This is a genomic window from Streptomyces sp. NPDC001492, from assembly GCF_053597275.1.
The window spans coordinates 1-19092 of record NZ_JBSFHW010000077.1 but is presented as its reverse complement, the minus strand read 5'-3'; the positions used below and the strand labels follow the sequence as shown (position 1 = coordinate 19092).

Genomic DNA, 19092 nt, shown 5'->3' with positions numbered 1-19092 from the left:
CCGGGCACCCCAAGATCGGCTCCCCACCATTAAGAGTGGCCAATCGGTGGCACTCCTCGATCACGACTCCATAAAGTGGGGCAATGCGCACTGGTGAGCCTCTGCCCGCCGTGGGGGAGGCTCTCGCCGCCCTCGCGACCGGCCTGTGGCACTGGGACACCGCCACCGAACTCGTCACGGTCGACGCCGAGGCGGCTCGGCTGCTGGGGCTTCCCGCCGAGCAGACCACCCTGACGGAGGCCAAGGCCCGGGCCAGGCTCCATCCGGTCGACTGGAACGAGATCATCGCCGTGGTCGGGCTCGCCGTCGCCGAGGGCACGCTGGCCGAGGTGCGGATCCGGATCATGGACGAGCAGGGCCGGGTGGTCCGTGTCGTCCGCTCCCGCTCCAAGCCGTCCTTCGACCCCGAGAAGAAGTCCTTCCAGCTGATCGGCACCCTTCAGGAGGTCACCGAGCCGACTCCGGGCACGCCGGCCGGACGCAGTGCCGTCACCGGTGACTGGCGGCGCTCCCGGGAGGCCTTCCTGCTGGACGCGGGCCGGGCGCTGGCCGAGGCGCGGTCCACGGAGGAGGTGCTGCGGGTCGCGGCGGGCCTGTCGATGCCGGGGTTCACCCCGGACGGACTGGCGGTGTTCGGCGTGGAGGGCGATCGCCTGACGATCATCGGCCACCACGGGCACCAGCCCGGCGACGACGGCCCCTTCTCACACATGTCCCTGGACACGGACTACCCGGCCGCCGAGGTGGCCCGCACCGGCCGTGCCGTCTACCTCTCCACCCCCGAGCAGTACAAGTCGCGCTACCCGGCCGCCTGGCCGCTCGCCGCGTCCTTCAACCGCCACTCCTGGGCGTTCCTGCCGCTGACGGTGGCGGGCCGCACGATGGGCGCCTGGATGGCGGCCTTCGCCTACCCGGTGACCTTCAATCCGGACGAGCGGTCCGTGCTGACGACGGTGGCCCGCATGCTCGCCCAGGCCCTGTCCCGGGCCGGCACCGCCGAGACCGAGCGTGCCCTGACCGACGGCCTGCAGCGCTCGATGCTGCCGACCCTCGGCCCGCAGATACCGGGCATGAGCGTCGCCGCCCGCTACGTCCCCACCGGCGGCGGCCTCCAGGTCGGCGGCGACTGGTACGACATGATCCCGCTGCCGGGGAGTCCCCCCTCCGGGGGAGGCCGGATCGCCCTGGTCATCGGTGACGTCCAGGGCCATGACGTGCGGGCGGCCGGCCTGATGGGCCAGCTCCGTATCGCCCTGCGCGCCTATGCCTCCGAGGGCCACCGTCCCGACGCGGTGCTCTCCCGCGCCTCCCGGTTCCTGCACGGCCTGTCGGACGGCGCCACGCGGCCCGGCGCCGCCGAGGAGGACGCTCTGGCGGACCTGCGCTTCGCGACCTGTCTGTACGTCGAGGCCGATCCGGCGACCGGGACCCTCGACATCGCCCGCGCCGGGCACCCGGACCCGGCGATCCGGATGGCGGACGGCACGGTGCTGGCCCGTCCGACGGCGGGCGGTCTGCCGCTCGGCATCGACCCGGACGCCGACTATCCGACCACCCGGATCATCCTCGAACCCGGCGAGACCATGCTGATCTGCACGGACGGTCTGATCGAGACCGGCGGCCACGACCTGGAGAGCGGCTGGCAGCGCATCCGCGCGATCCTCGAGGACCACAAGGGCGACCTGGAGGAACTGGCCGACGCCCTGGTCCAGGGGGTCCACGGCCCCTCCTCGCACCACACCACCGGCCCCCTGGCGGACCGGCGCGAGGACGACATAGCCGTACTGCTGCTGTCCCGGCCCGAGGAGGGCTTCGGCGAGAAGCTGCTCGTGCCGCCGAGGGTCCGCCGCACCATGCTGTCCGTCGCGCAGGCGGAACCGGAGCGGGTGGCGGTGGCCCGTCAGCACCTGCGCGAGCTGCTGCACGACTGGCCGTCGGCGGACCAGGTCGACTCGGCGGTGCTGCTGGTCTCCGAGATGCTCACCAACGTCCTCGTGCACACCGACGCCGACGCGCTGCTGCTGGCGGAGGTGCGGGGCGAGCGGGGCGGCCGCCGGATGCGCATCACCGTCACGGACACCAGCGACGCCCTCCCGCACAAGCGCCGCCCCGGCGAACTGGCCTCCTCGGGGCGCGGGTTGATGCTCATCGAGCTGCTCGCGGACGCCTGGGGCGTGGATCCGCAGGGCGAGGGCAAGAGCATCTGGTTCGAGCTCTACGAGTCCGACGGCTCGGGTATCTGATACCGCGCCCGCAGCTCGTGTACGACGCCGAAGGCGGCGGCGGTGAGCGGTACGGCGAGCAGCATCCCGAGCACGCCTGCGACGGAGGCCCCCGCCGTGATGGCCACCATCACCATCGCCGGGTGCATCTGCACGGTCCGGCTCTGGATCATCGGCGTCAGCACGTGCCCCTCCAGCACCTGGACCGCGAGGACCACCCCGAGCACCCACAGCGCGATCACGAAACCGCGGTCGGCGAGCGCGACCAGCACGGCGACGGCACCGGAGACGAAGGCGCCGAGGTAGGGGATGAAAGCCCCGACGAAGACGAGCGCGCCGAGCCCGACGGCACCGGGCACATCCAGCACCAGCAGTCCCAGGGTGATGCAGACGGCGTCGATGAGCGCGATGAAGCTGGTGCCGCGCATGAATCCCTCGACGGCCTCATAGGCACGGCGGGCCATGGCCTCGAGCGTGTCGCCGCTCTCCCCCGGGGCGATGCCCCGGATCAGGTCGGCGGCCTTGTGCGAGTCCCGCAGGAAGAAGAAGACGAGGAACAGCGCGAGGACGGCCATGGCGATGGTCTCGCCGACGACGCTGACCCCGCTGATGACGTTGGAGGCGGCGGTCCCGCCGAACTTGGTGAGCAGGTCCTTGGCGTTCGTGGCGAGGTCGTCCAGGGAGGTCCCCGCGGCCCCGAAGTGATCGGCGACGCCCTGGGCCGCGTCCTTCAGGGAGGCGACGATCTGGTCACCGGTGTCGATGAGCGCTGCGACGACGATGTACACGGCCCCGCCGACCACGGCCACCACCGCGACACAGGTGAGCCCGGCGGCGACGGACGGGTTGACCCTGGCCCTGACGAGCCGCCGGTGCAGGGGCCGGAGCAGGGCGGTCCCGAGCAGGGCGAGCAGCACCGGTGTCACGGCCGTACGGAACTGCGAGCACAGCAGGACCCCGACGTACACGACCCCGGCGACCAGCAGGATCACGGCGCACCAGGCGGCGAGCCGCCGGACGGGGTCGGGGAGGAGCTGCACCCGTCCAGCGGATCACGCCCGCCGGTGCCGTGTCCTGCGCGGACGGACCACCCGGGTGAGACCCGGCGCTCCGCCCGCGCGCGGTCCTACAGGCCGCCCTCGGTCATCCCGTGCACGGCCGGGATGGTGCCCAGCCGGCCCTTCTGGAAGTCCTCGAAGGCCTGCTGGAGTTCCTCGCGGGTGTTCATGACGAACGGGCCGTAGTGGGCCATGGGCTCCCGGATCGGCTGTCCGCCCAGGAGCACGACCTCCAGGTCCGGGGTGTGCGAGTCCTGCTTCTCGTCCGCGCGGACGGTCAGCGCGGAGCCCGCACCGAACACGGCGGTCTGGCCCAGCTCGATCGGCCGGCGCTCGGCACCGACCGCGCCCCGGCCGGCGAGGACGTACGCGAGGCCGTTGAAGTCCTCGCGCCACGGCAGGGTGAGCTCGGCACCCGGCGCGAGCGTCGCGTGGATCATCGTGATCGGCGTGTGCGTGATGCCGGGGCCCTGGTGGCCGTCGAGCTCACCGGCGATGACCCGCAGCAGCGCGCCGCCGTCCGGTGTCGTCAGCAGCTGAACGTTTCCGCCTCGGATGTCCTGGTAGCGCGGGGCCATCATCTTGTCCCTGGCCGGGAGGTTCACCCACAGCTGGAGGCCGTGGAAGAGGCCGCCGGACATGACGAGGGACTCCGGCGGGGCCTCGATGTGCAGCAGGCCCGAACCCGCGGTCATCCACTGGGTGTCGCCGTTGGTGATGGTGCCGCCACCACCCTGCGAGTCCTGGTGGTCGAAGATCCCGTCGATGATGTAGGTGACGGTCTCGAAGCCGCGGTGCGGGTGCCAGGGGGTGCCCTTGGGCTCGCCCGGCGCGTACTCCACCTCGCCCATCTGGTCCATCATGATGAACGGGTCGAGGTACTTGTAGTTGATCCCGGCGAACGCCCGGCGCACCGGGAAGCCCTCGCCCTCGAAACCGCTCGGCGCGGTCGTGACGGCGAGCACGGGACGTGCCACGGCGTCGGCCGGGGCGGCCACGCGGGGCAGGGTCAGCGGGTTCTCGACGGTCACTGCAGGCATGTCGGTACCTCCTTGTGCGGCCAGTTTAGTTGAGCATTGAACTTTCTGCCACCCGTAACAGAGAAAGCCCGGAGGGCATTCCCTCCGGGCTCCGGCAGACAGGTGTCAGCCGTACATTCTGCGCATCGCGAACTCGACCATCTGCTCCACCGCCTTGGCGTCGAAGACCATGCGGTGCTCGCCCTCCATGTCGAGGACGAAGCCGTAGCCGGTGGGGAGCAGGTCGATGACCTCGGCCCCCGTGATCACGAAGTACTTGGACTCCTTGCCCGCGTACCGGCGCAGCTCCTTGAGCGAGGTGAACATCGGGATCACCGGCTGCTGGGTGTTGTGCAGGGCGAGGAAACCGGGGTTGTCGCCGCGCGGGCAGTAGACCTTCGACGTGGCGAAGACCTGCTGAAAGTCCTCCGCGGACAGCTGGCCGGTGGTGAAGGCCCGTACCGCGTCCGCGAGGGACGGCGGGGACGGCTCGGGATACAGCGGCTGCTGCTGCCCGTAGCCGCCGGGGCCCTGCTGCGGCTGGGCGTACTGCTGCTGCGCCCCCGCACCCACGTTCTGGTCGTAGCCGTACATGGACGCAAGAGTACTGAGTCACAGAAACCCGTTCGGGGTTGCTTCTTATTACCGACGGGTAGCATCATCGTAGCTACTTGTTGGTACGTGAACTAGTGCGAGGAGCTACACCCGGTGCCTCGCCGATTTCTCTAACGGAGCCGTCGCCATGGGGCACTACAAGTCGAATCTGCGCGACATCGAGTTCAACCTCTTCGAAGTCCTCGGTCGGGACAAGCTGTACGGCACCGGCCCGTTCGAGGAGATGGACGTCGACACCGCGAAGAGCATCCTCGAGGAGCTGACCCGCCTCGCGGAGAACGAGCTGGCGGAGTCCTTCGCGGACGCCGACCGCAACCCGCCGGTCTTCGACCCGGAGACGAACACCGCCCCGGTCCCGGCGTCCTTCAAGAAGAGCTACCGGGCCTTCATGGACTCGGAGTACTGGCGTCTGGGCCTGCCCGAGGAGATCGGCGGCACCACCGCCCCGCGCTCCCTGATCTGGTCGTACGCGGAGCTGCTGCTCGGCTCGAACCCGGCCGTGTGGATGTACGCCTCCGGCCCGGCGTTCGCCGGCATCCTCTTCGACGAGGGCAACGAGGTCCAGAAGCACATAGCCAAGATCGCCGTGGAGAAGACCTGGGGCTCCACCATGGTGCTCACCGAGCCCGACGCGGGTTCGGACGTCGGCGCCGGCCGCACCAAGGCGATCCAGCAGGAGGACGGCTCCTGGCACATCGAGGGCGTGAAGCGCTTCATCACGTCCGGTGAGCACGACATGGAGGAGAACATCCTCCACTACGTCCTCGCCCGTCCCGAGGGCGCGGGCCCCGGCACCAAGGGCCTGTCCCTCTTCCTCGTCCCGAAGTACCTCTTCGACTTCGAGACCGGCGAGCTGGGCGAGCGCAACGGCGTGTACGCGACGAACGTCGAGCACAAGATGGGCCTGAAGGCCTCCAACACCTGCGAGATGACCTTCGGCGACCAGCACCCCGCCAAGGGCTGGCTGATCGGCGACAAGCACGACGGCATCCGCCAGATGTTCCGCATCATCGAGTTCGCCCGCATGATGGTCGGCACGAAGGCGATCTCCACGCTGTCGACGGGCTACCTGAACGCGCTGGAGTACGCCAAGGAGCGCGTCCAGGGCCCCGACCTGGCGAACTTCATGGACAAGACCGCTCCCAAGGTCACCATCACGCACCACCCGGACGTCCGCCGCTCGCTGATGACGCAGAAGGCGTACGCGGAGGGCATGCGCGCCCTGGTGCTCTACACGGCCTCCCTCCAGGACGAGATCCAGGTCAAGGAAGCTGCGGGCGAGGACACCAAGGCGCTGGAGGCCCTGAACGACCTGCTCCTGCCGATCGTCAAGGGCTACGGCTCGGAGAAGGGCTACGAGCAGCTCGCCCAGTCGCTGCAGACCTTCGGCGGCTCCGGCTTCCTGCAGGAGTACCCGATCGAGCAGTACATCCGCGACGCCAAGATCGACACCCTGTACGAGGGCACCACCGCGATCCAGGGCCAGGACTACTTCTTCCGGAAGATCGTCCGCAACCAGGGCGCGGCGCTGAACACCCTCGCGGAGGAGATCAAGAAGTTCCTGGCGCTCGGCGAGGGCGGCGAGGAGCTGGCCGGCGCCCGCGAGCACCTCGCGAAGGCCGCCGTCGAGCTGGAGGCCATCGTCGGCCTGATGCTGACCGACCTCGCGGCCACCGAGCAGGACGTCAAGAACATCTACAAGGTGGGCCTGAACACCACCCGCCTGCTGATGGCCTCCGGTGACGTGGTCGTCGGATACCTGCTGCTCAAGGGTGCCGCGATCGCCGCCGAGAAGCTCCAGACGGCTTCCGCGAAGGACAAGGCGTTCTACACGGGCAAGATCGCGGCGGCGAAGTTCTTCGCGGCCAACGTCCTGCCGGGCGTCACGGGCGCCCGCAAGCTGGCGGAGAACGTCGAGCTGGACCTGATGGAGCTGGACGAGGCGGCGTTCTAAGCGCTCCCGTTCTGGGTAGCCAGAACTCCACATCGCCCTCACGAGGGCCCGCTCCTCATCACGAGGAGTGGGCCCTCGTACGTCGTTAAGGTGAACCCATGAGCGAACCCCACCGCTTCGACCGCGGCCACACCGACGACCTCATGTCCTTCCTGACGGCGAGCCCGTCGCCGTACCACGCGGTGGCGAGCGCCGCCGAGCGGCTGGAGAAGGCAGGGTTCCGCCAGGTCGCGGAGACGGACGCCTGGGACGGGGCGACCGGCGGCAGGTATGTGCTGCGCGGCGGCGCGATCGTGGCCTGGTACGTCCCCGAGGGCGCGGCGCCCCACACGCCGTTCCGTATCGTCGGCGCACACACCGACTCCCCGAACCTGCGGGTCAAGCCGCTGCCCGACACCGGGGCGCACGGCTGGCGCCAGGTGGCGGTGGAGATCTACGGCGGCCCGCTCCTCAACTCCTGGCTCGACCGCGACCTGGGCCTGGCCGGCCGGCTGACCCTGCGGGGCGGCTCGACGCGTCTGGTGAACGTCGACCGCCCGCTCCTGAGGGTGCCCCAGCTCGCCATCCACCTGGACCGTTCGGTGTCCGCGGAGGGCCTCAAGCTGGACAAGCAGCGCCATCTGACGCCCATCTGGGGCCTGGGCGGCGATGTGCGCGACGGTGACCTGATCGCCTTCCTGGAGGAGACCGCGGGGCTGCCGGCGGGCGAGGTCACCGGCTGGGACCTGATGACGCACTCCGTGGAGCCGCCCGCCTACCTGGGCCGCGACAAGGAGCTGCTCGCGGGACCGCGCATGGACAACCTGCTGTCCGTGCACGCGACCGTGGCCGCGCTGACCGCGGTCGCCTCCGGCGGTGCGGACCTGCCGTACATCCCGGTGCTGGCCGCCTTCGACCACGAGGAGAACGGCTCACAGTCGGACACGGGCGCGGACGGGCCGCTGCTCGGCAGCGTGCTGGAGCGTTCGGTGTTCGCGCGCGGCGGCTCGTTCGAGGACCGGGCGAGAGCCTTCGCGGGCACGGTGTGCCTGTCCTCGGACACCGGTCACGCGGTGCACCCCAACTACGCGGAGCGCCACGACCCCACGCACCACCCGCGGGTCAACGGCGGCCCGATCCTCAAGGTCAACGTCAACAACCGCTACGCGACGGACGGTTCGGGCCGTGCGGTCTTCGCCGCCGCCTGCGAGAAGGCGGACGTCCCCTTCCAGTCCTTCGTCTCCAACAACTCCATGCCGTGCGGCACGACGATCGGCCCGATCACCGCGGCCCGGCACGGCATCAAGACCGTCGACATCGGCGTCGCGATCCTCTCCATGCACAGCGCCCGTGAGCTGTGCGGCGCGGACGACCCGTATCTGCTGGCCAACGCCCTGGTGGCGTTCCTGGAGGGGTAGCTCCCCGGGCGCCGGTCCCCCTGCGTAAGATTCGCTCACTCTTGCACTGTCTTTCGGTCAGTCTTGGATGATTTTCGGTCTCGTGGGGGGACTACACATGCGAAGAAAGTCGGTGCTGGCCTGCGCGTCCGTCGCGGCCGGCCTGCTGCTCGGCCCGGTGCCGGCGGCGCACGCGGCGGTGGCGCCCGTGCTGTACGGCGTCGGCAGCGGCGACCACCCGGGCCAGGGTCTGGTGTGGGTGTCCGCCTCCTCCGACACCGCCCTCACCTCGATCACCGCGCACCTCTACGCGCCGGGCTCCGCCGCCGACGCCCAGGAGGTCACCGAGGTCAGCGATTTCACCCCGGATTCCAGCACCGGCTTCGCGAACACGTGGCGCACCACCGCCCCGCTGCGCCTGGCGGACCTCGGCACCTACCGTGTCGTCGTCGACCTGACCGATGCCGACGGGGACACCACCAAGGCCGAGGGCACCTACCAGTACGAGCTCGAGGCGAACCTGACGGATCTGCAGGCCACGCCGCAGAACCCGGACTACGAGCACCAGGACGTCACCGTCACCGGCGGCTTCACGGTCACCGACCCGCGCACCGGCGAGACGACGCCGGCGGCGGGCAAGGAGGTGGACCTGGAGCTCTCCGGCGGGAACGCGCCGACGCCCACGACCGGCGCGGACGGCCGCTTCACCGCCTCCTACACGGTGACCGACCCCTACGACAACTACGTCAACGCCTGGCTGCGGCTGGCCGATCCCTTCTACCAGTCCCGGGCCAACGAAAGCGTCGAGGTCCGCGCCGTGCAGGCGCAGACCCGCGTGACCCTGGACTCCACCGACGTGTACGTGAAGGCCGGTGAGCCGGCCACGGTCTCCGGCACGGCCGAGGTGTACCTCGACGGGGTGTGGAAGCCGCTGGCCGGAGCGGTCGTCGACGAGGTGTGGGAGAGCGGCGACGGAGGCCCCGGCGTCGGCGCGGCACCCGTCACGGGCGTCGACGGCCGCTTCACCGCAGGCCTGACCGTGCCGAAGACCGGACGGGTCGATGTGCAGGTGCGCACCGGGACATACCTGAGGTACAGCGGGTATGAGACAGCCAATGTGTACGTCGCCTACACGACGTCCTTCACCGGCTTCACGGCGAGCTTGAACAAGTACTCCGAACTCACCGCCAAGGGCCTGCTGATCACCGGCAGGCAGACACCCTCGGTCTCAGGGGTCGAACTCCAGTACTCGGCCGACGGGAAGACCGGCTGGCAGACCATGAAGACGGTCGCGGCGAGCGGCGGCGAATCCGACACGGGGATGCCCTTCAAGGGCACCTTCGACGCGCCCTACAAGGGTTACTACCGGGCGCACTTCAAGGGCAACAGCGCCTTCCAGGAGTCGTACAGCTCCGTCGTCCACGCCCAGCGCACGCCGACCCGCATCATCGACGGCAACGCCTCGCCCGAGCCCGTCCGCAAGGGCCGCACGATCACCTGCAAGGGCAGGCTGCAGCACTACACCTCGGGCGCCTGGAAGGCCTACGGCGGCCAGAAGGTGAAGATCCTCTTCCGGCCCAGGGGCGCAAGCAGCTGGTACGACATGGGCAACACGTACACCCGCTCCGACGGCACCTTCAGCAAGGGCTTCACCGCCTCGAAGGACGGCACCTGGGTCGCGGTACTGCTCTACCCGACCAGCACCCACCTGGTCAGTTCCGGCCGGGAGGACTACGTCGACGTGACGTGACGCAGGTCGCAGCGACGGGAGCGGCGGCATCCGCATGGGCAACGGGCCCGCGGGTACCCGGAGTCGGCCGGAACCCCGGCAGCTCCGGACCGCACAGGGAGGCGACAACTCATGGGCCTCGGCGGATGCATCATCCTCATCGCCGTGGGAGCCATCCTCACGTTCGCGACCGACTGGCACATGCAGGGGGTCAACCTCGACCTGGTCGGCATCATCCTCATGATCGTCGGACTGATCGGCGTCAGCACCTTCAGCAGCATCGCCCGCCGCCGCCGTGTGATGGTGCCACCCACCACACCCGTCATCGACGAGGAGGGGACCCACCACCACCGGCGCGACGGTTACTCCGACGGTTACGGCGTCTGATCGTCCATGCCCGCAAAGACCGGCGGAGGGCGGTCCGTCCCCTCGGCGACGAGGCGGACGGGCACGCCCCCGCCGGCCGTCAGCCCTGGCGGATCACATCCGTGCCGGGGCCGCCCGACAGCGTGTCGCTGCCCGGCCCGCCGTACAGCCTGTCGTTCCCGCTGTTGCCGTAGAGCTTGTCGTTGCCGCTGTCGCCGTACAGGACGTCGTTGCCCTTGCCGCCGTACAGACTGTCGGCGTCGGTGCCGCCGGTGAGCGTGTCGTTGCCGTCGTCGCCGGACAGGTACTGGGCCCCGTTGCCGCCGTGCAGCGTGTCGTCGCCCTTGCCGCCCTGCACGATGTTGTCGCCGCCGCTCGCGGTGATCGTGTCGTTGCCGTCGCCGCCCCAGGCGAGGCCCTCCGCGCCCACGGCGATGGTGTCATTGCCCGCGTCGCCGCCGACGTAGGCGCCGTCGAGGCGGCCGGAGTCGGTCGACCTGTCGTTGCCGGCGCCCAGGGAGATCTGGGCGTAGGTGTAGATCTGGTCGGTGTTGTTGGCGTAGGCGAACGTGTCGTTGCCGTCGCCGAGGTCCACGACCACACCGGGGTACGGGTCCTGGCTGTCCACGAAGGTGACCGTGCAGGAGACCTTCGTGCGGTCGGACGCGGAGGGATAGGCACAGCCGTGGCCCGCGCCGATCGGGACGACATCGTCGATGACGTAGGTGATGCCCGTGCGGTCCGCGGTGAGCGAGGCGGTGACGCCGGCCTTGTTGGTCTGGCCTGGGGCGGCCCTGTACGTGAGCTGCCAGCCGGACTGGTTGACCGCGGCGGTCGCGGGTGCCGTCGCGGCGGAGGCGGTGCCGAGCGGTATGGCCAGGGCCGCGCCGAGGGCCAGCGTCACCACCGGGACGGCGCGTGTCAGACGGCGGGCGTGACGAGCGTGCATGGGGAACCTCCGAGAGGAACGTGCGCAGGTGTGCGACTTACGCCACGTCCGACTCGGGGTTCACCGACTTGGTTGGTCAACTCCCGCACGCGTACGGGAAGTTCAGCTCCGGGACACCCGTCGGCCCGCTCGATTCCGCAGGCCGGTCAGCTCAGGGCGTGGCCGGTCGCAGGGAGATGTGGAGTTCGCCCTCCAGCACCGGCAAGAACTCGTCGGCGCGCAGCGGCAGTTCGTGGAGCGGCCGGTGCCCGGGGTGCCCCACGAGTCGCCCGGCCCGCTGCCGGCATGGGCGCAGGAACGGCTGGGGGAGCCGCTGACGGTGGCCGGTCTCGCGGCCCGCGCGGCCGTCTCCCCCGCCACGCCGCGCCGCCGCTTCCGGGCGGTACTCGGCACGACTCCGCCGGCCCGGCTCACGGGGGTGGGGGTCCCTCCACGCCCGTGAGGGCAGGGGGGAGGGCGGCGCTCGCCTGCCGGCTGATCGAGCGGGAGAGGGGCGGGGCTGGACGTGGTGGCGGCGCGGAGCGGCCTCGGAACCGCGGCCGACCTGCGCGCGCTCGTGCGGCGGGAGACGGGACTCAGCCCGTCGGCCTACCGGCGGCGTTGCGGACCGGCCGCCGGGGAAGCGGTGACGGTATGAGATTCCTCGTACGCGACCGGCTCCTCGGCATCGGTGACGACTACTGGATCGAGGACGAGCACGGCACCAAGGTGTTCCTCGTCGACGGCAAGGCCATGCGCCTGAGGGACACCTTCGAGCTGAAGGACACCCAGGGGCGCGTCCTGATCGACATCCACCAGAAGATGTTCGCCCTGCGGGACACCATGGTGATCGAACGGGACGGCTCCGCCCTCGCGCGCATCAAGCGCAAACGCCTGTCCCTGCTGCGCCACCACTACCGGGTCTCCCTGGTCGACGGCACGGAACTCGACGTCAGCGGCAAGATCCTCGACCGGGAGTTCGCCATCGAGTACGACGGCGAACTCCTGGCCGTGATCTCCCGCCGCTGGCTGCACATCCGGGAGACCTACGGCGTCGACGTCGTACGGGAGGACGCGGACCCGGCGCTGCTGATCGCGGTGACGGTCTGCGTGATCCACCTGGCGGAGAAGGAACGGGAGGACGACTGATCCCCCGCAGCCGCCTGGGCCTAGAGGACCCGGTCCTTCAGCGCCGGGAACTGCTCACGCGTCGTCGCGACCTTCCCCGGATCGAACTCCACGGTGAGGATCTCCTCGTCCGCCCCGGCCTCCGCGAGGACCTCGCCCCACGGATCCACCACGATCGAGTGACCCGCCTGCGGAACTCCCGCATGCGTCCCGGCCGTTCCACAGGCAAGCACGAACGCCTGGTTCTCGACCGCCCGCGCCTGGGCCAGCAGCGTCCAGTGCGCCCGGCGGCGCTCCGGCCAGCCCGCCGGGACGACCAGGGTCTCGGCGCCGGCGTCGACGAGACCGCGGAAGAGTTCGGGGAAACGGAGGTCGTAGCAGGTGGCGACGCCCACGGTCGTCTCGGGCAGACGGACCGTCACCAGTTCCCGCCCCGCGCCCATCAGTACGGCCTCGCCCTTGTCGAAGCCGAAGCGGTGGATCTTGCGGTAGGCGGCGGCCAGATCACCGGAGGGGGAGAAGACGAGAGACGTGTTGTAGAGGGGACCTTCAGGGTCACGTTCGGGGATCGAGCCCGCGTGCAGCCACACGCCCGCGTCGCTCGCCGCCTTCGCCATCGCCTCGTACGTCGGCCCCTCCAGCGGCTCGGCCTCGGTGCCGAACCCCTCGTAGGCGAAGGCGCCGGTCGTCCAGAGCTCGGGCAGCACGACCAGATCGGCCCCGGCCTGCTCCCGTACCAGCGAGGCCACCCGCCGCCGACGCGATTCGACCGATTCGCCCTCGTCTACGGCGATCTGGATCAGAGAAGCGCGCACACTACCACCGTCCTGGCATTCGAGCCGTCCACACGGGCCTACGATCGTCACACGAAAGCACTGCCGGGGTGCCTCACAGCAGCGTAACTTAGCGTTTCAAGACACCCGCCGAGTGCAGCCACCTCCCGCTGGCAACGCTGCCACCAACCGCCCGTGTACCGACCGAGGGGTCCCGTTCCGTGAGTCTGCATCCCACCCTCCAGCCCTACGCCGACGCCTGGACCCACTCCATCGAAGCGATATCCGAGCTGGTGGGGCCGCTTGTGGAGGGAGAGTGGAACCGGCGGACGCCGTGCCCGGGGTGGTCGGTCCGTGACGTCGTCTCCCATGTCATCGGCCTGGACTGCGAGATGCTCGGTGACCCGCGCCCCATCCACACCCTGCCGCGCGACCTCTTCCACGTCACCAACGACCACCAGCGCTACATGGAGATGCAGGTCGACGTCCGCCGTCACCACACGGCGCCGGAGATGACGTCCGAGCTGGAGTACGTGATCATCCGTCGCAACCGCCAGCTGCGCAACGAGTCGCGCGACCCGGGCACCAAGGTGCGCGGCCCCCTCAGCACCGAGCTCACCCTCGAAGAGTCCATGCGTTCCCACGCCTTCAACGTGTGGGTGCACGAACAGGACCTCCGCGCGGCCCTGGGCCGCCCCGGCAACCTCGACTCCCCCGGCGCGCACGTCGCCCGCGACGTGCTCCTCGCCGAGCTTCCCGCTGTCGTGGCCGAGAAGTCGGACGCGCCGCGCAGTTCGGCGATCGTCTTCGACGTGCACGGACCGGTCGAGTTCCTGCGCACCATCCGCGTCGACATCCAGGGCCGCGGCACCCTCGAAACCGCCCCCGCCCTCGGCCCCGCCGCCACCCTCACCCTCGACTGGGAGACGTATGTACGCCTGGCCTGCGGCCGGGTGACCCCGGAGGCGGCCGCGGACCGGGTGAAGACGGAGGGGGACCCGGCGCTGACGGCGGCGATCCTGCGGAACTTCACGGTGACGCCGTAGCGCCTGCGGGGATCCGGTGATCAGTGGTCCTCGGTGACGGTCGTGGCGACACCGCCGCTGATCACGACCTTCGCGGAGACGCCCTTCTTGGCGGCGGCCTCCAGCTGGTCCAGGGTGCAGCGGGAGGTCGCCGAGGACCCCTGGGTGCCGCAGATGGTGCCCGCGCCGTACACCTTGGTGCTGTCGGCGACGTAGAACGCCTGCTCGACGCCCTTCATGTCGGACACGGTGAACTTGCCCGGCGCCAGATAGCTGACGTTGCCGAGCCAGGTGCCGCTGACGCCCTTGGTGCCGGTGCCGCTGCCGGCGCCCGCGCGTTCACGGACGACGGTGGCGACGCCCTTCCTGATCGTCACATCGGCGGGGACGGCCGCCTTCCTGGTGGCCTTCTCCAGCTGGTCCAGGGTGCAGTTCGAGCCGCCGCAGATCGTGCCGGCGCCGTGGATCTGCGTGTCGCTTGCGACGAAGAACGCCCGGTCGGTCTTTCCGGGCACGGACACGAGGTACTTGCCCGGGGCGAGGTAACTGACCGTGCCCCCGGTGACGACGGCGTTCACGCCCTGCTGGGACTTCGACGTGTTCCCGGCGGAGGTGCTCGAGGTGCCGGAGCTCGGGGACGATCCCGAGGTCTTCGACGTGCCCTGCGACGTGGCCGTCGTGGATGCCGACGTGTCCGGGGAGCTGCTCTTGCCGGTGGAACCGTTCTGACAAGCCGTCATCAGCAGGCCGGCCGAGATCGCGGCGGTGACGAGGGCGGTCTTGCGCAGGTGGCGGTTCATCAGGAGGTTCCCTTCGGGAGCGAGGACTGCGTTCGAGGCATGCGATGCGCTCGCTGACTATGAGGGGCAGCCGGTCTCCCGGGTTCACCCCCGTCCCCGCTTCACGACACCGCTGTCACACTCCCATGACAGAGCAACACCTGGGCTGTGAACCTCCGTCGCGGTGAACCGCCCGCCTCACGCGGGCACGTGCACCGTCTCCACCCGGCTCGCCACCAGCCGCTCCCGCTCCCGCCGGGCGACCCGCTTACGCAGCCGCAGGATCTGACCGACCCCGAGCGCCTGGAGCACGAACACGGCGGAGAACGCGACGGTGTAGTCGTCGCCCGTGGCGTCCAGCAGCACCCCGATCGCGAACAGCGTGGTCATCGAGGCGACGAAGCCGCCCATGTTGGTGATCCCGGAGGCCGTGCCCTGCCGCTCCGCCGGGTTGGCCGGCCGCGCGAAGTCGAAGCCGATCATCGACGCCGGACCGCAGAAGCCGAGCACCGTGCACAGCACGATCAGCAGCCACATCGGCACCCGGTCGGCCGGGTAGGCCAGCGTCGCCGCCCACACCACGGCCGTGGCGCCCACGGTTCCGAGCGCCAGCGGCAGCCGCGCCGCGTGGTGCCGGGCGATGATCTGGCCGTAGACCAGACCCACGACCATGTTCGACAGGACGACCAGGGTGAGGAGCTCACCGGCCGTGGCCCGTGACAGGCCCTGCGCCTGCACCAGGAAGGGCAGCCCCCACAGCAGCAGGAACACCATCGCCGGGAACTGGGTCGTGAAGTGCACCCACAGCCCGAGCCGCGTCCCCGGCTCGCGCCAGGAGGCCGCGATCTGCCGCCGCACATACGCGGCGCCCTGGTGCGGGAACGGCTCCGGCTCGTGCCCCTCGGGGTGGTCCTTCAGGAACAGCAGGAGCAGCACGAGGACGACGACTCCGGCCAGCGCGCTGCCCGCGAAGGCGGCCGTCCAGCCCAGGCCGTGCAGCAGCCGGGCCAGCACCAGCGTGGAGACCAGGTTGCCCGCCATGCCGGCCAGCCCCGCGAGCTGCGCGACCAGCGGCCCGCGCCGCGCCGGGAACCAGCGGGTGCCCAGCCGCAGCACGCTGATGAAGGTCATCGCGTCACCGCAGCCGAGCAGCGCACGGGAGGCGAGGGCCGTGCCGTACGAGGGGGAGACCGCGAACCCGAGCTGACCGGCCGTGAAGAGCACGACCCCGATGGTCAGCACCTTCTTGGTGCCGAGCCGGTCCACCAGCAGGCCGACGGGTATCTGCATGCCGGCGTAGACGAGGAGCTGCAGGATCGAGAAGGTCGACAGCGCCGAGGCGTTCACATGGAAGCGGTCGGCGGCGTCGAGGCCGGCGACCCCGAGGGACGTACGGAAGATGACGGCGACGAAGTAGACGGAGACGCCGATGCCCCACACGGCCATCGCGCGCCGGCCGCCCGGCGGGTCACCCGGCAGGGTGGTCGTGGCGGACGACTGCCTCATCGCACCTCACCCCGCGCCAGGTGCGCGAACCAGCTGACGTGCCGGTGCACGACCCCGACCGCCGCCTCCGGGTCCCCGGAGCGCAGCGCCTGGAGGATCTCCTCGTGCTCGGCGAGGGTCTTGGCGACCCGGTCGGGATGGGAGTGCATGATCGCGACGCCCATGCGCAACTGCCGGTCCCTGAGCTGGTCGTAGAGCCGGGAGAGGATCTCGTTGCCCCCGCTGCGGACGATCTCGGCGTGGAAGCAGCGGTCGGTGACGGCGGCCCCGGCGAGGTCGCCCGCGGCGGCCTGCGCCTTCTGCTTCGCCAGCAGTTCCTCCAGCCGCTCGACGAGCCCCGCGGGGGCGGGCACGGCCTTGCGCGCCGCATGCACCTCGACCAGCAGCCGGGTCTCCACCACGTCCGCGATCTCCTGCGCGGACACGGGCAGGACCAGGGCTCCCTTCTTCGGGTAGAGCTTGATCAGCCCTTCCACCTCGAGCCGCAGCAGCGCCTCGCGCACCGGCGTGCGGGACACCCCCACGGCCTCGGCGAGTTCGCCCTCGGTGAGGAGGGTCCCGCCCTCGTAGCGGCGCTCCAGGACGCCCTGCTTGACGTGGGTGTAGACGCGGTCGGCGGCGGGTGGTTGCTTGGCGGTCAGGGTCCCGGGGCTGCTCATGCGAACAGGATAGATACAACACGTACCCATGAGGGGGCTCGTCCAGCATCCGGACGACCGGAGCCCAAGGAACACCCCGCCTCATCAACCGCACAACCTTCTGTGCTACTTACGTGTCACACACGTGCGGCCCCACTTTCTTTCCCTTCCAACTTGGCCGCATCCCAGGGGCATTCGACGTAATCGGGGTATTTGAGTTGAAAACCGCCATCAAGGGCTTCCGTGTCCGCAGAGCCGCAGCCGTCGCCGTCACGGCCGGCGCAGTGCTCGCCACCGGAGCTCTCACCGCGGCACCGGCGCAGGCTGTCACGACGCCCACCATCACCGCCAAGGGCGGGTACCTGATGAACAGCGCCACCGGCAAGACCCTCTTCACCAAGGCCGCCGACACGAAGCGGCTCACGGCCTCCACGACGAAGGTCATGACCGCGAAGGTCGTCCTCTCGCAGCCGAACCTGAACCTGGACACCAAGGTCACGATCAAGAAGGCCGTCAGCGACTACATGGTCGCCAAGGGCTACCCGTCGTCGGCGCACTTGATCGTCGGCGACAAGGTCACCGTCCGTCAGCTGCTGTACGGGATGCTGCTGCCGTCCGGCTGCGACGCCGCGTTCGCGCTGGCCGACAAGTTCGGATCCGGCACGACGTCCGCCGCCCGGACCAAGAACTTCATCGGCAAGATGAACACGATGGCCCAGAGCCTCGGCATGACGAACACGCACTTCGACTCGTTCGACGGCCTCAGCAACGGCAACAACTACTCGACGCCGCGCGATCTGACGAAGGTCGCCCGCAGTGTGATGAAGAGCACCGCGTTCAAGACCGTCGTGAAGACCAAGTCGTACACGGCGAAGACGGTCACGAGCTCCGGGTCGACGCGCACGATGAGCACGTGGACGAACACCAACACGCTGCTCGGCTGGAACGGCACGCTCGGCATCAAGACCGGCTCGGGCCCCGATGCCCACTACTGCCTCGTCTTCGCCGCCACGCTGAACGGCAAGTCGGTGATCGGCGCCGTCATGACCGCCCCCTCCGCGACCGACCGCACCTCGGACGTGAAGAAGCTCATCAACTACGGGTACGCGAAGATCAGCTGACCCCGGGTCAGGACAGGAACGGAAGGGCCCCTCGCCGACGGCGAGGGGCCCTTCGCCTCGTCTAGAGTCGCCGGATGACCGAGCCCTCCTACCTCACCGCCGTCCGGGAGTCGTACGACACCGTCGCCGCCGACTATCTGAAGCAGGTCAGGCGGCCCGCCGAACTGGATCCGCTGTCACGGGCGTTGCTGACCGCGTTCGCGGAAGCCGTGCGGGAGGGCGGCGGCGGGCGCGTCGCGGACCTGGGCTGCGGCCCGGGCCTCGTGACCGCTCACCTCACCGCGCTGGGGCTGTCCGCCTTCGGCGTCGACCTGTCCCCGAGGATGGTCGAACTGGCCCGCCGGGCCCATCCGGAACTGTCCTTCACGGTGGGCTCGATGACCGGCCTGGACATCGAGGACGGCTCCCTCGCCGGCATCCTCGCCTACTACTCCACCCACCACACCCCGCCGGAGCTGCTCCCGCTCGTCTACGGCGAGTTCCACCGGACCCTCAGGCCCGGCGGCCTGCTCATGCTGGCCGGCTACGTGGGAGCCGGCGAACGTGTCCGGCCGAAGCCGGCCTACGGCGGCCATCCGGTCTCGTACGAGTCCCACCGGCTCCCGCCGGAGCAGCTCGTGGACCTCCTGGAGCGGGCCGGGCTGGTCGTCACGGCACGGGTGTTCCAGGAGCCCGAGGAGGGCAGGAGGGCACGGATCGCCACCCTGCTGTGCCGTCGACCGCTGTGACCGAAGGAGCCGCGCACCCGGGACGGGTGCGCGCTGGATGGTGCCGCCGTTCTGCTGGAAGTACTGCATGCGTCCTGCGGCCCCGGCTTCGTCCATGGCGCGGGCCCGGATGAACTCGGCGATGGCC

Annotated in this window: 17 protein-coding genes and 1 pseudogene; 10 read left to right on the top strand and 8 right to left on the bottom strand. The window is 70.2% G+C overall.

Annotated elements, in window-relative coordinates; genetic code table 11:
• Positions 1 to 83: 83 nt before the first annotated feature.
• The gene (locus ACWC1K_RS47950) at positions 84 to 2243 is read left to right on the top strand and encodes an ATP-binding SpoIIE family protein phosphatase (RefSeq protein ID WP_450840231.1); all 2160 of its coding nucleotides are present in this window, start codon (positions 84 to 86) and stop codon (positions 2241 to 2243) included.
• On the opposite strand, the gene ACWC1K_RS47945 is transcribed toward ACWC1K_RS47950, so the two are convergent.
• From ACWC1K_RS47945 to ACWC1K_RS47935, 3 genes are all read right to left on the bottom strand, one after another.
• Entirely contained in the window at positions 2216 to 3262 is a 1047-nt protein-coding gene (locus ACWC1K_RS47945) for an AI-2E family transporter (protein WP_450840229.1), read from the bottom strand. The two genes, ACWC1K_RS47950 and ACWC1K_RS47945, sit on opposite strands and share 28 nt — an antisense overlap.
• Before the next feature lie 86 nt (positions 3263 to 3348).
• Entirely contained in the window at positions 3349 to 4320 is a 972-nt protein-coding gene (locus ACWC1K_RS47940; RefSeq protein WP_390694908.1) for a pirin family protein, read from the bottom strand.
• 105 nt (positions 4321 to 4425) lie between these two features.
• Positions 4426 to 4893 carry an SseB family protein gene (locus ACWC1K_RS47935; protein WP_030939169.1) on the bottom strand — a complete coding sequence of 156 codons (468 nt, stop codon included), beginning with the start codon at positions 4891 to 4893 and terminating at the stop codon, positions 4426 to 4428.
• Between the two features lie 148 nt (positions 4894 to 5041).
• Here ACWC1K_RS47935 and ACWC1K_RS47930 point away from each other — a divergent pair, with 148 nt between their 5' ends.
• The 4 genes from ACWC1K_RS47930 to ACWC1K_RS47915 all read left to right on the top strand — a co-directional run bounded on the left by ACWC1K_RS47930 (position 5042) and on the right by ACWC1K_RS47915 (position 10360).
• Positions 5042 to 6868, top strand: a complete 1827-nt coding sequence (locus tag ACWC1K_RS47930) for an acyl-CoA dehydrogenase (protein WP_450840227.1) — start codon at positions 5042 to 5044, stop codon at positions 6866 to 6868.
• Between the two features lie 98 nt (positions 6869 to 6966).
• Positions 6967 to 8265 carry a M18 family aminopeptidase gene (locus ACWC1K_RS47925; protein ID WP_450840225.1) on the top strand — a complete coding sequence of 433 codons (1299 nt, stop codon included), beginning with the start codon at positions 6967 to 6969 and terminating at the stop codon, positions 8263 to 8265.
• Positions 8266 to 8362: 97 nt separating this feature from the next.
• The gene (locus ACWC1K_RS47920) at positions 8363 to 9994 is read left to right on the top strand and encodes a hypothetical protein (protein WP_450840224.1); all 1632 of its coding nucleotides are present in this window, start codon (positions 8363 to 8365) and stop codon (positions 9992 to 9994) included.
• A gap of 111 nt (positions 9995 to 10105) precedes the next feature.
• A complete protein-coding gene (locus ACWC1K_RS47915; RefSeq protein ID WP_450840222.1) occupies positions 10106 to 10360 on the top strand; it encodes a DUF6458 family protein in 255 nt (84 codons plus the stop codon).
• Positions 10361 to 10439: 79 nt separating this feature from the next.
• Here the strand turns inward: ACWC1K_RS47915 and ACWC1K_RS47910 are convergent, their stop codons facing one another.
• A complete protein-coding gene (locus tag ACWC1K_RS47910) occupies positions 10440 to 11288 on the bottom strand; it encodes a calcium-binding protein (protein ID WP_450840220.1) in 849 nt (282 codons plus the stop codon).
• 214 nt (positions 11289 to 11502) lie between these two features.
• Between ACWC1K_RS47910 and ACWC1K_RS47905 the strand changes: the two are divergent.
• Together ACWC1K_RS47905 and ACWC1K_RS47900 are read left to right on the top strand one after the other, a co-directional pair.
• Positions 11503 to 11925: pseudogene (locus ACWC1K_RS47905) on the top strand (AraC family transcriptional regulator); the annotation flags it as partial.
• A complete protein-coding gene (locus tag ACWC1K_RS47900) occupies positions 11922 to 12416 on the top strand; it encodes an LURP-one-related/scramblase family protein (RefSeq protein WP_450840218.1) in 495 nt (164 codons plus the stop codon). The pseudogene ACWC1K_RS47905 and the gene ACWC1K_RS47900, both read left to right, overlap by 4 nt.
• A gap of 20 nt (positions 12417 to 12436) precedes the next feature.
• Here the strand turns inward: ACWC1K_RS47900 and ACWC1K_RS47895 are convergent, their stop codons facing one another.
• Positions 12437 to 13210: a carbon-nitrogen family hydrolase gene (locus ACWC1K_RS47895; RefSeq protein ID WP_450840216.1), complete on the bottom strand. Its 774-nt coding sequence runs from the start codon at positions 13208 to 13210 to the stop codon at positions 12437 to 12439.
• 179 nt (positions 13211 to 13389) lie between these two features.
• On the opposite strand from ACWC1K_RS47895, the gene ACWC1K_RS47890 reads away from it, so the two are divergent.
• Positions 13390 to 14214, top strand: coding sequence for a maleylpyruvate isomerase family mycothiol-dependent enzyme (locus ACWC1K_RS47890; RefSeq protein WP_450840215.1), 825 nt, complete (start codon positions 13390 to 13392; stop codon positions 14212 to 14214).
• 20 nt (positions 14215 to 14234) lie between these two features.
• On the opposite strand, the gene ACWC1K_RS47885 is transcribed toward ACWC1K_RS47890, so the two are convergent.
• The 3 genes from ACWC1K_RS47885 to ACWC1K_RS47875 form a co-directional block, all read right to left on the bottom strand.
• Entirely contained in the window at positions 14235 to 14993 is a 759-nt protein-coding gene (locus ACWC1K_RS47885) for a hypothetical protein (RefSeq protein WP_450840213.1), read from the bottom strand.
• Between the two features lie 177 nt (positions 14994 to 15170).
• Positions 15171 to 16478 carry an MFS transporter gene (locus ACWC1K_RS47880; RefSeq protein WP_450840211.1) on the bottom strand — a complete coding sequence of 436 codons (1308 nt, stop codon included), beginning with the start codon at positions 16476 to 16478 and terminating at the stop codon, positions 15171 to 15173.
• Positions 16475 to 17137, bottom strand: a complete 663-nt coding sequence (locus ACWC1K_RS47875; RefSeq protein ID WP_450840209.1) for a GntR family transcriptional regulator — start codon at positions 17135 to 17137, stop codon at positions 16475 to 16477. The genes ACWC1K_RS47880 and ACWC1K_RS47875 overlap by 4 nt, the downstream gene beginning before the upstream one ends.
• Positions 17138 to 17334: 197 nt before the next feature.
• Here ACWC1K_RS47875 and ACWC1K_RS47870 point away from each other — a divergent pair, with 197 nt between their 5' ends.
• A complete protein-coding gene (locus ACWC1K_RS47870; protein WP_450840207.1) occupies positions 17335 to 18237 on the top strand; it encodes a D-alanyl-D-alanine carboxypeptidase family protein in 903 nt (300 codons plus the stop codon).
• Positions 18238 to 18311: 74 nt separating this feature from the next.
• Positions 18312 to 18965, top strand: a complete 654-nt coding sequence (locus tag ACWC1K_RS47865) for a class I SAM-dependent methyltransferase (RefSeq protein WP_450840205.1) — start codon at positions 18312 to 18314, stop codon at positions 18963 to 18965.
• Positions 18966 to 19092: the final 127 nt, after the last annotated feature.

What these genes read in the sequence shown, in the direction of transcription:
- ACWC1K_RS47925 (WP_450840225.1), top strand. Translation starts at nt 6,967, where the DNA reads ATGAGCGAACCCCACCGCTTCGACCGCGGCCACACCGACGACCTCATG.
- ACWC1K_RS47910 (WP_450840220.1), bottom strand. Translation starts at nt 11,288, where the DNA reads ATGCACGCTCGTCACGCCCGCCGTCTGACACGCGCCGTCCCGGTGGTG.
- ACWC1K_RS47920 (WP_450840224.1), top strand. Translation starts at nt 8,363, where the DNA reads ATGCGAAGAAAGTCGGTGCTGGCCTGCGCGTCCGTCGCGGCCGGCCTG.
- ACWC1K_RS47885 (WP_450840213.1), bottom strand. Translation starts at nt 14,993, where the DNA reads ATGAACCGCCACCTGCGCAAGACCGCCCTCGTCACCGCCGCGATCTCG.
- ACWC1K_RS47915 (WP_450840222.1), top strand. Translation starts at nt 10,106, where the DNA reads ATGGGCCTCGGCGGATGCATCATCCTCATCGCCGTGGGAGCCATCCTC.
- ACWC1K_RS47875 (WP_450840209.1), bottom strand. Translation starts at nt 17,137, where the DNA reads ATGAGCAGCCCCGGGACCCTGACCGCCAAGCAACCACCCGCCGCCGAC.
- ACWC1K_RS47940 (WP_390694908.1), bottom strand. Translation starts at nt 4,320, where the DNA reads ATGCCTGCAGTGACCGTCGAGAACCCGCTGACCCTGCCCCGCGTGGCC.
- ACWC1K_RS47950 (WP_450840231.1), top strand. Translation starts at nt 84, where the DNA reads ATGCGCACTGGTGAGCCTCTGCCCGCCGTGGGGGAGGCTCTCGCCGCC.
- ACWC1K_RS47935 (WP_030939169.1), bottom strand. Translation starts at nt 4,893, where the DNA reads ATGTACGGCTACGACCAGAACGTGGGTGCGGGGGCGCAGCAGCAGTAC.
- ACWC1K_RS47930 (WP_450840227.1), top strand. Translation starts at nt 5,042, where the DNA reads ATGGGGCACTACAAGTCGAATCTGCGCGACATCGAGTTCAACCTCTTC.
- ACWC1K_RS47900 (WP_450840218.1), top strand. Translation starts at nt 11,922, where the DNA reads ATGAGATTCCTCGTACGCGACCGGCTCCTCGGCATCGGTGACGACTAC.
- ACWC1K_RS47880 (WP_450840211.1), bottom strand. Translation starts at nt 16,478, where the DNA reads ATGAGGCAGTCGTCCGCCACGACCACCCTGCCGGGTGACCCGCCGGGC.
- ACWC1K_RS47865 (WP_450840205.1), top strand. Translation starts at nt 18,312, where the DNA reads ATGACCGAGCCCTCCTACCTCACCGCCGTCCGGGAGTCGTACGACACC.